General features: G+C 61.7%; 12 protein-coding genes. 2 read left to right on the plus strand and 10 right to left on the minus strand.

The window, feature by feature from the left end; genetic code table 11:
• Nucleotides 1-357 precede the first annotated feature (357 nt).
• Nucleotides 358-876: a glycosyl transferase gene (locus CO660_RS04685; protein ID WP_097597766.1), complete on the minus strand. Its 519-nt coding sequence runs from the start codon at nt 874-876 to the stop codon at nt 358-360.
• Between the two features lie 140 nt (nt 877-1016).
• Here CO660_RS04685 and CO660_RS04690 point away from each other — a divergent pair, with 140 nt between their 5' ends.
• Both CO660_RS04690 and CO660_RS04695 read left to right on the plus strand, forming a co-directional pair.
• Entirely contained in the window at nt 1017-2174 is a 1158-nt protein-coding gene (locus CO660_RS04690) for a PA0069 family radical SAM protein (RefSeq protein WP_097597767.1), read from the plus strand.
• 167 nt (nt 2175-2341) lie between these two features.
• Nucleotides 2342-3031: a ribonuclease HII gene (locus tag CO660_RS04695; protein ID WP_085777144.1), complete on the plus strand. Its 690-nt coding sequence runs from the start codon at nt 2342-2344 to the stop codon at nt 3029-3031.
• Nucleotides 3032-3413: 382 nt separating this feature from the next.
• Here CO660_RS04695 and CO660_RS04700 read toward each other — a convergent pair whose 3' ends face one another.
• The 9 genes from CO660_RS04700 to CO660_RS04745 form a co-directional block, all read right to left on the minus strand.
• Nucleotides 3414-3905, minus strand: a complete 492-nt coding sequence (locus CO660_RS04700; RefSeq protein WP_085777143.1) for a F0F1 ATP synthase subunit B — start codon at nt 3903-3905, stop codon at nt 3414-3416.
• 3 nt (nt 3906-3908) lie between these two features.
• A complete protein-coding gene (locus CO660_RS04705) occupies nt 3909-4532 on the minus strand; it encodes a F0F1 ATP synthase subunit B (RefSeq protein WP_085777142.1) in 624 nt (207 codons plus the stop codon).
• A 77-nt stretch (nt 4533-4609) separates the two neighbouring features.
• Complete coding sequence (locus tag CO660_RS04710) at nt 4610-4837, minus strand: F0F1 ATP synthase subunit C (protein WP_003588243.1); 228 nt, start codon at nt 4835-4837, stop codon at nt 4610-4612.
• Nucleotides 4838-4905: 68 nt separating this feature from the next.
• The gene (locus CO660_RS04715) at nt 4906-5658 is read right to left on the minus strand and encodes a F0F1 ATP synthase subunit A (protein WP_097597768.1); all 753 of its coding nucleotides are present in this window, start codon (nt 5656-5658) and stop codon (nt 4906-4908) included.
• A gap of 63 nt (nt 5659-5721) precedes the next feature.
• Nucleotides 5722-6057, minus strand: coding sequence for an AtpZ/AtpI family protein (locus CO660_RS04720; protein ID WP_097597769.1), 336 nt, complete (start codon nt 6055-6057; stop codon nt 5722-5724).
• Between the two features lie 271 nt (nt 6058-6328).
• The gene (locus CO660_RS04725) at nt 6329-7540 is read right to left on the minus strand and encodes a cell wall hydrolase (RefSeq protein ID WP_097597770.1); all 1212 of its coding nucleotides are present in this window, start codon (nt 7538-7540) and stop codon (nt 6329-6331) included.
• Between the two features lie 342 nt (nt 7541-7882).
• A complete protein-coding gene (locus CO660_RS04730; RefSeq protein ID WP_085777138.1) occupies nt 7883-9781 on the minus strand; it encodes a potassium transporter Kup in 1899 nt (632 codons plus the stop codon).
• Nucleotides 9782-9799: 18 nt separating this feature from the next.
• Complete coding sequence (locus CO660_RS04735; protein WP_097597771.1) at nt 9800-10774, minus strand: magnesium transporter CorA family protein; 975 nt, start codon at nt 10772-10774, stop codon at nt 9800-9802.
• Between the two features lie 451 nt (nt 10775-11225).
• Nucleotides 11226-12395 carry an Mrp/NBP35 family ATP-binding protein gene (locus tag CO660_RS04745; protein ID WP_097597772.1) on the minus strand — a complete coding sequence of 390 codons (1170 nt, stop codon included), beginning with the start codon at nt 12393-12395 and terminating at the stop codon, nt 11226-11228.
• Nucleotides 12396-12776 lie beyond the last annotated feature (381 nt).

Genomic DNA, 12776 nt, shown 5'->3' on the forward strand with positions numbered 1-12776 from the left:
TCGCCGGAAACCCGGCAGAAGAGGAGATTTTTCGCCGACCTGTTCTGCCGTTCACCGGCATTCCACGGCATCCGTTGCGAAGCGCGGCGCTTCGGCGGCGCCATAGGTGAAGTATAGCGCGAAATCCGATTGGGCGCCATCTTTGCACGATGGCGGGACGTAATCACCAAAGCGCGCTTGCGACGAGACCAGCCATCCGGCTGCCGCCACCTTCCCCCTTGCGGGCGAAGGGGATATGCCGCACCGGCTTCCTCCATCTCGACGTTGCACTGGGCACGTCCCCTCGCCCCGCTTTTACGAGGAGATGGTTAGGTGAGGGACAATCTCTCAGACAGCGTCGATGCAGCGATGGGCATTCTACCGCGTGGCACGCGCCACCCAGGAAGGAATCAATTCACTTGCAAGCTTGCGCGGCTTCTGGCCCTTGGCGAAGTCGCCGACAGGCATCCCGCTTCTGGCAGCGGCGAGCGCCAGGTTCTTCGGCATCAACAAGCCAAGCTCCAGCGGCGGTCGACTGCGGGCAACGCGCTGGAAGAACGGGCGTCGATAGCCGCGCGACGCGGCAAAGCGCGCGGGTGTCTTATTCAGCGCCACATATTCGGCGATCTCATCGATCCAGCCGGCCTGGGGCCTGGCGCCCGGCTCGATAAAGAGCAGCCATTCGCCTCGGGCGGAGCGCACGATGTCCTTGATATCCCACTGTGAATGGAAACGGCAGCCGGCGGCGTCGGCAACCCGCGAGGTGCCGTCGCGCGAGCCGTGATCAAGCACGATCACATCGCTGACCAGTCCTTCCACCGCGCCTGCCACCAATACCGATAAGGTCTGCGCCAGTTCGGATTCCTGATCCTGGCATTCGAGAACAACCGTCAACATCGATTATTCATAATGCGCCGCACAATTTTTTGCCAGCACCGTTTTGCGTATTTTGTTCTTGCATTGTTCTCGTTTTATCGATAGGAATTTAATCATCACAAACGGGCGGAGACAACGGCTTTCCGCTGCGGGAGAATCCGATGAGAGAGCAGTCCCTGGCAGGGCAGGCCGCATTCGCGCCTGCCAATACGGCAGATATTGCCGATGCGATGATCGTGTCCTCTGGTCTTCGGGTCGAGGTTGACCGGCGGCGCGGGCGTGGAGCGGGACTGAACCCAACAGGCCGGTTCGAAGCGCTGCAGCGGGAGACCTTCGACGACGGTTGGCAGACGCTGGAAGAACTGCCACCGTTCAAGACCGAGGTTCAGATCGAAAAGCCGCGCACCGCGATTACACGCAATGAATCGCCGGACCTTTCCTTCGACCGTTCGATCAATCCCTATCGCGGCTGCGAGCACGGCTGCATCTATTGTTTCGCCCGCCCGACGCACGCCTATATGGGGCTTTCGGCGGGGCTCGATTTCGAGACGAAGCTCTTCGCCAAGCCCGATGCGGCGAAGCTCTTGGAGCGGGAGCTCGCCAAGCCGGGGTACAAGGTGAGGGTGATCGCGATCGGCACCAATACCGACCCCTATCAACCGATCGAGAAGGAATGGCGCATCATGCGCGGCATCCTCGAGGTGCTGAACAAGGCGAACCATCCGGTGTCGATCGTCACCAAGTCGGCGATGATCCTGCGCGATCTCGACATTCTGCAGGAGATGGCCGGCAAAAACCTGGTGCGCGTCGGCATCTCGGTCACCACGCTCGACCGCAAGCTTGCCCGGGCGATGGAACCGCGCGCCGCCACGCCGCCGCGACGGCTGGAGACCATTCATGCGCTGTCTGAGGCAGGGATCCAGACTGCCGTCATGGCCGCTCCGCTGATCCCGGCGCTGAACGATCACGAATTGGAGCGCATTCTGGAATCGGCGAAGGCTGCCGGCGCAACCGAGGCGAGTTATGTCATCCTCAGGCTGCCGCTTGAAGTCAGCCCGCTCTTTCGCGACTGGTTGCTGCAGCACTATCCCGATCGTTACCGGCACGTGATGTCGCTGGTGCGCTCGATGCGCGGCGGCAAGGATTACGACGCCGAATTCGGCAAGCGCATGAAGGGCGCCGGTCCCTATGCCTGGCAGATCGCCCGGCGCTTCGAAATGGCGGCGAGACGCTTCGAGCTGACACGCCGCAGCGTGCCGTTGCGCGACGATCTGTTCGTGCCACCGGATGGCAGCGGCGTACAGCTGTCTCTGCTCTGATTTTTTAAGCTTGCGCATCGGCTGCTCAGAAAATCCGCCCTGTTTTCGAGCCCCGAGCGCAATTTCCGCGGATGGCCCTGACCGCCTCCATCCGCCGGACCGTCCCCGGCCGCCGCCCTGATCCGGGGACTTGCGGGAAATCGGGTTGGCGTGCGAGGTTCAGCCGCATGAAACGTCGCACGCCACCCGATTCTCCCCTGCTTTTCGACACGGTCCCTCTCGTGCCGGATTTCAAGCTTGAGCTCAAAGCCCGCAAGGCCGGCCACTGGCCGGTCGCCGGCGCCGACGAGGCAGGCCGCGGGCCGCTGGCGGGGCCCGTGGTGGCCGCTGCGGTCATCCTCGATCCGAAGCGCATCCCTGAAGGCCTCAACGATTCCAAGCAGCTCTCGGCGCAGCGGCGCGAAGAACTCTTCGTGCAGATCCTGGCGACCGCGACGGTTTCCATCGCCTCCTCCAGCTCGACCCGGATCGACGAAACGGACATACGCAAGGCAAGCCTGGATGCGATGCGCCGCGCCATCTGCAGCCTCGCCATTCCCGCAAGCTACGTCCTGACAGATGGGCTTGATGTGCCGCCCGGCCTCGATTGCCCAGGACAGGCCGTGGTCAAGGGTGACGCCCGCTCGGTTTCTATCGCCGCCGCCTCTATCGTCGCCAAGGTGACGCGCGATCGGATGATGGCGCGGGCGCATCATGTATTTCCCGATTACGGTTTTGCGGCCCACGCCGGCTACGGCACGGCGCAGCACCGCGCCGGCATTGAACAGCACGGCCCCTGCTCCCTGCACCGGATGAGCTTTCGGCCACTGCGGAAGGACGGCGACGAGCCTGAGATGGACGAACTGCTTTCGGAATAGTCGCCGAAAAAAGATCGGCATATTCCGCCTTTGGACTGGCGATCAGCCCCTCATCCGGCTGCCGCCACCTTCTCCCCGCATGCGGGAGAAGGGGATATACCGCACCCTCTCCGTTCCCCTTAGTCTAGCTCTCGCAGACACGTCCACTCGTAAGGCCATCCGAGCGCGAGCTGCAAAAGGACAGAGTGGAAGGGACAGAAAGGTTGCTGCATGTCCCCTTCTCCCTGCAAGCGGGGAGAAGGTCGCGGCAGCCCGATGAGGGGCGGACGCCGGAGCAGGGACGCTGCGCTGCCTCCGCACGAGGCCAAGCAAAGAACAGGCCTTATCACCAAAGAAAAAGGCCGGGACATGCCCGGCCTTTCCTTATTCCAGTCGATACTGCTCAGTTGAGCCGTGTCTTGACCTGTCCGACGGCGTTGCCGAAGAGCTCGGACTGGACCTTGCCGTCGGCCTTCTTGGCGAGCACCGTTTCTGCGGCCGCGATGGCAAGGTCGACGGCGGCGGAACGCACCGCCTTCATCGCATCGGCCTCGGCCTGCTTGATCTTCTGCTCCGAGAGCGCCGTGCGGTTGGCGACGAATTCTTCCGTCTTCTTCTTCGCCTCGGCGGTCAGCATCTCGGCTTCGCGCTCAGCGGCGGCAACGATATGGGCCGCTTCCGCTTCCGCTTCCTTGCGCTTGCGCTGGTATTCAGCGAGCAGATGCTGGGCTTCCTCGCGCAGGCGCTTGGCTTCGGCCAATTCATTGCGGATCTGGTCGGCGCGGTCGTCAAGCGAGCGTGCCATCATGCCCGGAACCTTCAGATAGACGACCAGCGCCAGAAAGAGGACGAGGCCGACAAAGGCGAAGAAAGTCGCGTCGAAATGAAATTCCATCGATCAAGCCTCCTTCTTGGCGGCCGCGACGGCGGCGGCGACATCTGCCTGCGCAGCGCTGCTGCCGATCAGCTGTTCGACGACGGCGGCTGCCGTTTCCTCGGCAATGGTGCCGACGTCGGCGAAGGCCTTGGCCTTGATGTCGGCGATCCGGGCTTCCGCAGCCTTGATCTTTTCCGACAGGCTGGCCTCGACGGTGCGGCGATCCTCTTCGGCCTTGACCTTCGCGGCGTCGCGGGCGGCGGAACCGATCGCGTGGGATTTGGCGCGGGCAGCGGCCAGTTCGCCTTCATAGGTCTCGACGGCGGCATCGGCTTCCGCTTTCAGGCGGCCTGCTTCTTCCAGGTCCTGGGAGATGCGCGTGTGGCGCTGGTCGAGGATGGCCCCGATGCGCGGCGCAATGACCTTTTGCATAAGGAGGTAGAAGACGCCGAACGTAATCACCAGCCAGAGCAGCTGGGATGCGTAAGTCGTCGAATCGAAAGGCGGGAACGGGCCGCGGGCGTGTTCGCCTTCGGCAACACCGGTCTCGGTATGGACCTCGCCTGCGGCCGGAGCGGCATGCGCATCCGTGCCGGTCGCTGCCGCCGGTGCTTCTTCAGCGTAAGCCGGGGTCACAAAAAACATGCTCACCTCCAGGTGGACTGCAAATGCAAAGGATCACGGCTTGCGGTCGCAGGCCGTGATCCATCTATTCGCCGATATCAGACAGCGAAGAGGAGGAGGAGAGCGACGAGCAGCGAGAAGATGCCCAGAGCTTCCGTAACGGCGAAGCCGAATACCAGACGGCCGAACTGGCTGTCAGCGGCAGACGGATTGCGCAGAGCGCCGGAGAGGTAGCTGCCGAAGATATTGCCGAGGCCGAGAGCCGTACCGGCCATACCAAAGCAAGCCAGGCCTGCACCGATGAACTTTGCTGCTTCCGCTTCCATGTTGAACTCCTTTGAAATGGTTGTTGCGGCGAATGACTGACGCCCTGGAGACGTCGTTGTCGTTATCCTTAGTGCCCGCCCGGATGGATTGCGTCGTTGAGGTACATGCAAGTCAGCACCGCGAAGACGTAAGCCTGAAGGAAGGCGACGAGGAACTCGAGACCGGTCAGGGCGACGGTCATGATGAGGGGAAGAACGGCGCCGCCGACACCGACCGCACCGAGGGTTCCAAGCGAGGCGACGAAGCCTGCGAACACCTTCAGCGTGATGTGACCGGCGAGCATGTTGGCGAAAAGACGAACGGAGAGCGAAATCGGACGGGACAGGAAGGAAATGATTTCGATCGAGACGACCAGCGGCAGCAATATGCCGGGCACGCCCGAGGGCACGAAGACATTCAGGAAGTGGAAGCCGTGCTTATAGAAACCGTAGGCGAGCACCGTACCGATGACGAGAATCGCCAGCGCGAAGGTGACGATGATCTGGCTGGTGATCGTGAAAAAATAGGGGAACATGCCGAGCAGGTTCGCCGTCAGCACGAACATGAAGAGCGAAAAGACCAGCGGGAAGAACTTCATCCCCTGCTTGCCCGCGCCCTCTTTCAGCATGTTGGCGATGAATTCATAGGACATTTCCGCGACCGACTGCGAACGACCCGGCACGATGGCGCGGTTCGAGGTCGAGAAATAAAGGAAGCCTGCAGCAACGACTGCCGAAGCGACCATGAAGAGCGACGCATTGGTGAACGAAAAATCAATTCCGCCGATTTCGATCGGCACAATCTTCTGGATCAGGAACTGATGAGTCGGATCGTTAGACACCGCTTGTTCTCTCTCTTTGGCCCGCAGGACGCGGGGTCATTGCACTGGACCGGGACCGGCCCCCTATTTCTTGTCGTCCTTGTCCAGAGAGTGGGCCACCACCCCCGCAGAACGCAGCACGTTCAGAACGCCGGCACAGAATCCGAGAAGCAGAAGAACAATCAACCCCCAAGGCGCCGTGCCAACAAAACGGTCGAGAAGATAGCCAAGGACGGCGCCGACGACGATCGCGGAAATGAACTCGCTGGAAAGCTTCATCGCCTGGGCATAACCTTTGCGGCTTTCCTCGGCGCGGGCTTCGCCTGCCTCTTCCACTTTCGCCTCTACGCGCTTGGTCGCGAGTTCCGCTTCCAGCTGCGCACGGCGCTTCTCAAGACTTTCCTCGCGGTCGTCCGCCATGGATCTCTCCTCGCCTGCCCGTCGCCCGCACTCCCGCTACCCCGGTCATTCGGACCCCGGACGCGAAGGTTGAGAACCTTCCGGCCCGTTCTGAAGTCGCGCGCAACATAGTTTTAGGGCTTGGTATAGTCAAGGCGTAGACGGCTTCTGTCCAGCCAGAAAATTAATTTGTGAAATCAAATGGTTAAGTCGATTTCCGGCCGAGCGCGCAAATTCGACGGAAAGAATCCGCTTTTGGGGGCGGAAAATCGGCATCGCCCAACGCTTTCTCTCAGCTCCAGCCGCCGCCATAGGTGCGATAGAAGACGTGAAGACCGATGCGCCCGACCTTTTCCATGGTCTTTGCCCATTTCGGGCGGACGTAAACGGCATGGTAGTGCGTCGCCGACCCCACCTGCGGCAGCCAGATTCTGCCTGATGTCACCGCCATGGCCACGTCGCGGGCGACCCGCCAGTGATATTGCGAATTCACCCGGTCCTTGATGGCGTCGCAGGCGAAGGAAAACTGGCAGCGGTTGCGCCAATCCTCGTTCTGGTAGACGACGCCGCAGATGCTCTTGGGATAGGCGGGGTTGCGAACGCGGTTGAGTATGACCTGGGCGACGGCCGCCTGGCCCTTCACCGATTCCCCGCGCGCCTCGAAATATATGCCTGAGGCAAGGCATTGCTGCTCGCGGGCGGAAAAGACGCTCGGCGGCAGCACGCTTGCCGCCCAGGCATGGTCGCCCGGACCGATCTGGGGGACGAAGCGGCCGCTTTCCGGTTCGGTCAGGATCGAATCGAACGGCGAGTGGCGGGCATAATCCGGTGCCGCCGGCGCATAGGCGGTGGCAAGCACGTCGGCCTTGTTGCTGGTGACGAGGCTTGCGAGCATCGCCGGCATGCCGACCTCCGGCCTCACCGGCTGTTTCCTATAGAAAGAGGTGGCGATCTCGATTTCCCTACCCTGGATCTTCGGCTTGACGAAAGCCGACCTGTCCTTGAGATCGAAATTCGGAGTGAACAGCATCTTGGTGCGCTCAAGAATGGAGCCGGCGGAAAAGTCTTTCGGCGGCTGCATCTTCTCGATGGCGACGACGCGGCCCTTCTTCGTGCCGCGAATGACCCGGTCCTCGTCCGGCGTGTCCTCGTGCCCCTTGTCCTTGGCCGTAAATGCCACCTTGCGGCCGTCGGGCAGCACCATGCCGGCGCCCGAGGCGATCGAGCCGGTCGCTGCCGGATCGGCGAAGGCGAGCTCGGCCTGATGGATGGAGCCGGCCGGCGAATTGGTCAGCACCATGCGCCAGCTCTCCCCCTCACTGTCGAGACCGGCAAGCATGGTGGCGAGATCGGCGTGGGAGGCAACGCTCGGGAAGATCAGCCAGCCGGCAAGTCCGAAGATGACGGGCGACACCCAGTTCTCGGGAAGAAGACGCAGCTTGCTACGGGAAGGGCTCTTTCGACGCAACACGAACTCCGGGCATGGAACGCGGGAACATGCCATCGAAAATCTCTCATTAACCTTGATGCCTGGTTAACGAGGCGTGCCGGAAAGTAGCAGTGTGAGTTTTTGGATGTTCTAATATGGCTGATAACTTCGTCCACCAGGAGCCGCTGCGCTCCTGGTGGCGCTATGCCTGTTGACCTGAACCTGCGGGGCGAGTTCGACGGAAACGAATCCCCAATCTCCGTCGTCCTCGGACTTGAGCCGCGGACCCATGCCTCAGCTGCTGGTGGGTGTGGATGCTCGGCTCAAGACAGCTCAAGGCCGAGCATGACGGAGGTTAGGTGGCGGAAGGGCAGATCCAAAGCGCGGGCGCTGACGTTAGCAATCACTTCCCATCCATCAAATAATAACGTGCGAGCCCAGCTCCACCACCCGGTTGGCCGGCAGGCGGAAATAGTCCGAGGGGTTGGCGGCGGCGTTGGCCAGCGCGATGTAGAGCCGGTCCTGCCAGTAGGGCATGCCCGACTTGGCATCCGGCACCAGCTTGCGACGGCCGAGATAGAAGGAGGTCGACATGATGTCGAACTTCAGTCCGGTCTTGCGCAGCGTCGCGAGCGCCTGCGAGACGTTCTGCGATTCCATGAAGCCGAACAGCAGTTCGACACGGGAGAAACGCGGGGAAATCTGCTCGACCTTGTAGCGGTCCTGGCTCGCCACCCGCGGCTTATTGACGGTGCGGATCGTCAGGATGACGTTGCGGTCGTGAAGCACGTGGTTGTGCTTGAGATTGTGCAGCAGGGCGGCGGGGGCCGATTCCGGATCGCTGGTCAGGAAGATCGCCGTGCCCGGAACCTGGGCCGGCGAATGCTCGCTCTTTCGCTCGATGGAACTGACGAAGGAGGCGAGCGGAATATCGGTGTGCCGGGTCTTCTCCATCAGGATCGCGGTGCCGCGGCGCCAGGTCCACATGACGACGGTAAAGGCGGTGGCGATCAGGATCGGGATATAGCCGCCATCGTGGATCTTCAGAAGGTTGGCGCCGAGGAAGATCATTTCCAGCACGACGAGTGGCGCGAGCGCGATCACGGCGACCGGCAGCGACCAGTTCCAGCGTGCGCGGACGAATTCGAAGGCCATGATCGAGGTGACGACCATGGCGCCGGTGACTGAGATCCCGTAGGCGGTCGCCAATGCGTCCGAGGTCTTGAAGCTCAGCACCAGGAAGATGACGCCGAAGAACAGCACGGCGTTGACCGACGGCACGAAGATCTGTCCCGTGTTGGTTTCTGAGGTGAAAAGGATTTCCATGCGCGGCAGGAAGCCGAGGTTGATGCCCTGGCGCACCAGCGAAAAGGCGCCCGTTATGACGGCCTGGCTGGCGATGATCGTCGCCGCTGTCGCCAGGATGACGACCGGCAGCAACGCCCATTGCGGATACATCAGATAGAAGGGGTCGGACATCGTCATCGGATTGCCGAGGACGAGCGCACCCTGCCCGAGATAATTCAGCGTCAGCGCCGGGAACACCAGCAGGAACCAGGCCCATTGAATCGGGCGGCGGCCGAAATGGCCAAGGTCGGCATAAAGCGCCTCGGCACCCGTTACCGTCAGGAAGACGGCACCGAGCACGACGACGCCGTAAAAGCCCTCATGCAGCAGGAAGCTGACAGCATAATAGGGGTTGAAGGCGGCGAGGATGCCGAAATCGTCCGAGATATGGGAGATCCCGGCGGCGGCCATGACGAGGAACCAGAGAGCAGTGATCGGCCCGAAGAACTTGGCGACGGCACCGGTGCCGCGCGATTGCACGACGAAGAGCAGCGCCAGGATCACCACCGAGATCGGCACGATATATTCCGCCAGGCTGGGCGTGACGAGTTTCAGACCTTCGACCGCCGACAGCACCGAAAGTGCCGGCGTGATCATCGCATCGCCGAGGAACAGGGCAGCGCCCATCAGTCCGAGCAGCATCAGCAGTGCGGTATGGCCGTTGGCGGTCTTCATCAGAAGGGCGAGCAGCGACAGCGTGCCGCCCTCACCGTCGTTGTCGGCGCGCAGCAGGAAGAGGACGTATTTGATGGTGACGATAATGGTCAGCGCCCAGATCATCAGGGAAATAAGACTGATGATCTCGAAACGGGTGACGCCGTCATGGGCGACGGGCTTCAGCGCTTCGCGAAAAGCGTAGAGCGGGCTCGTGCCGATATCGCCGTAGACGACACCAACGGAACCGAGCGCGAGATAGAACAGCTTGCGCGGCGTCATGTGGCGTTCGTGCGGATCGCTCTCTTCGGACATGAAATTTCAACAGGCTCTTCAGAGCCAGCCTTTCCAGCGAAAAAAGAAAAAGGGGATGACGGCTGATATTACCATCAAGGCCAGCGAATAGGGATAACCCCCCGCCCAGGCCAGTTCCGGCATGACCTGAAAATTCATGCCATAGATGGAAGCGACCAATGTCGGCGGCAGGAACACGACGGAGGCGATCGAGAAAATCTTGATGATCGAGTTCTGTTCGATGTTGATGAGGCCGAGCGAGGCGTCGAGCAGGAAGGTGATGTTGCCGGCGACAAAGGAGGCATGCTCCGACAGCGATTGAATATCGCGCGAGACGGTGTGGCACAGCTCCTTCGCCTCGTGGTCCTGCTGGATCGCCGGGACCGTGTAAAAGAACGTCAGAAGCCGGGAAAGCGAGCCGAGACTGTCGCGCAGCTTGCTGATCATGCGGTGATGACCGGCGATATCGCGCAATTTCTGCTCGAGGTAGTTCGAAGGCTTGCGGACCTTATTCGCCCTGCCGAAGACATGCGTCGACAAGATGTCGATGCGCGAGACGGAGGTTTCGAGGATTTCGGCGGTCCGGTCGACGATCGTCTCCAGCAGCTTGGCGAGAAGGGCCGCGCCGCCGCGCCAGTTTTCCGGCAGCCGGTGAAGGGCGGCGATGAACAGCGCAAAGGATTTCGGTTGGGCGTAGCGGATGGTGACCAGGCGGTTACCGGCCAGGATGAAAGCGACATCGGTCAGCGTCGGCGCGTCGGTGTCCGCCTTCCAGACGAGCGAAGCGGTCATGAAGACGGCGTCGTTTTCGATATAAAGGCGAGCCGACGGTTCGATGTCCTTGAGATCGTCGCGAGTCGGGACCTCGATACCGAGAACCTTCTCGACATAAAGCTCCTCCTCGCGGCTCGGCTCGAGCATATCGATCCAGACGACATCCTCGGGAAAGGATGCCGGCTGCGAGAGATCGCCGATCTCGACCGATTTGCAATTGGAACGGTAAGCGGTGATCACCGGCAGCGTCTCCGCTGCTCACGACACTTCGCGGTCATCATCTTCATTGCAAGCCTTTCCATCCGTCCGCCATCGCGGCAATGCGAGGGTGGCTCGTTCCAGGCCCAAACGGAAGCGGATCAAGAAAGTTCATACAACTCCGGCTGCATCCGGCCTCGGAAGCCAGCATGCGCATTGTGCTCCACCGCATCGCAGTTACCAATCCCTTCGACCTTGCAGGCGGTCCGGGACCTTCGAAACGAAGACGGCCGTCATTGAGCATCTGCAGCAATGCCATCATGGCGCCGCGGCATATGAAGCAAAGCCGTGAAATAATCAAGACATCTTCCGTGAAGCGCGGCTTTTCACCACATTTCCCGCACAATTCGAGATGGTCGCAACGGTGATTCGGCGCTTCAGCGCTTTGCTGTCATACGCTCCGGCCCGGAAGTCCTGCCCATAAACCGAGACGTTATTCAAAGACGATCGCCGGCGCCGAGCGCTGTGGCTGGCCGCCGAGCTGCTGCCACACCTTGGCGGCGATGCCGCGATAGATGCCGGCGACGACGCCGTTCGGATCGGAGGCGACGAGCGGCGTGCCGGCATCGGACGTTTCGCGGATGTTCATCGTCAGCGGCACTTCACCGAGGAAGGGCACGCCGATGCGCTCGGCCTCCTTGCGGGCGCCGCCATGACCGAAAATGTCGTAGCGGGTGCCGGTGTCGGGTGCTATGAAATAGCTCATGTTTTCAACGATGCCGAGAACCGGCACCTCGACCTTGCGGAACATGTTGAGGCCCTTGCGGGCATCGATCAGGGCGAGATCCTGCGGCGTGGAAACGATGACGGCGCCGGCAAGCGGCACCTGCTGGGCCATCGTCAATTGCGCATCGCCGGTGCCGGGCGGCATGTCGACGACGAGAACGTCGAGCTCGCCCCATGCCACTTCGCGCAGCATCTGCATCAAGGCAGACTGGACCATCGGCCCGCGCCAGATCATCGCCGTCTCCTCGTCGACGAGGAAACCCATCGACATGACCTTGAGGCCGTAATTCTCCATCGGATTGATGATACGGCCATCGATCTGCGTCGGGCGGCCGGAGATCTTCAAGAGCCGCGGCATCGACGGGCCGTAAATATCGGCATCGAGAATGCCGACCCGGAGACCGTTGGCGAGCAGGCCGAGCGCCAGGTTGACGGCGGTGGTGGACTTGCCGACACCGCCCTTGCCGGAGGCGACGGCAATGATGGCGCCGATACCGGGGACACCGATCTTGCCGGCGCGGGGCGGCTGTTGCTGCGGCGTATGCGCGTGGCTCCCATGATCATGACCGGCATGACCGTGGGGCGGGTTCGGCGCAGGGCGGGCAGCGGGCGCCGCGGCGGCCGCCTTCTTGTCCGCCGTCAGCGTGACGAGCGCACCCTTGACACCCGGCATCTCCTTGATGACGCGCTCGGCGGCGAGCCGCATCGGCTCCAGCTCCTTGGCGCGTTCGGCCGGAACGGTGATGGAAAAATAGACCTTGCCGTCGGAGATGAAGACATCGGAGACCATGCCGAGCGAGACGATGTCGTGTTCGAGATCCGGTCCGCGCACGGTCTTCAGCGTTTCGAGAACCTGTTCCTTGGTGACGTCGGTCATTCCACCCTCATTGCTTTTTCTCGCAGACTACGGCGCCACGCGTCTTTCATGAAATCATGCGGTAGAGATAGTGGAGCCACACGTCTTCGCCAAACAAAATCATCGGGAGAAAAATCAATTTGCCGGCTGCGAAAAACGCCGGCGGGGACCCCGCGAATCCGCTGCGGCCATCAAGTCCGCCGGGCTTTTCGCCCTGATGGCCGCAACGGTCTCTCTCCCCAAGAACCGGCGCAATGCGGGGCGAATTAGCGCAAGCCGAAAAAAAGGCCAGTGAAAAGTGACCGGGAAGAGGAAATCGTAAACAGCTGCGCAAGAAGCGGTGCCAAAAGGCAACAACCGCCACCGACGCCGAAGGCCGGGAGAGAAGCGGCGTCGGCGTCG

Origin of the sequence: Rhizobium sp. L9 (assembly GCF_002531885.1) — a bacterium.
Lineage (GTDB): Bacteria > Pseudomonadota > Alphaproteobacteria > Rhizobiales > Rhizobiaceae > Rhizobium.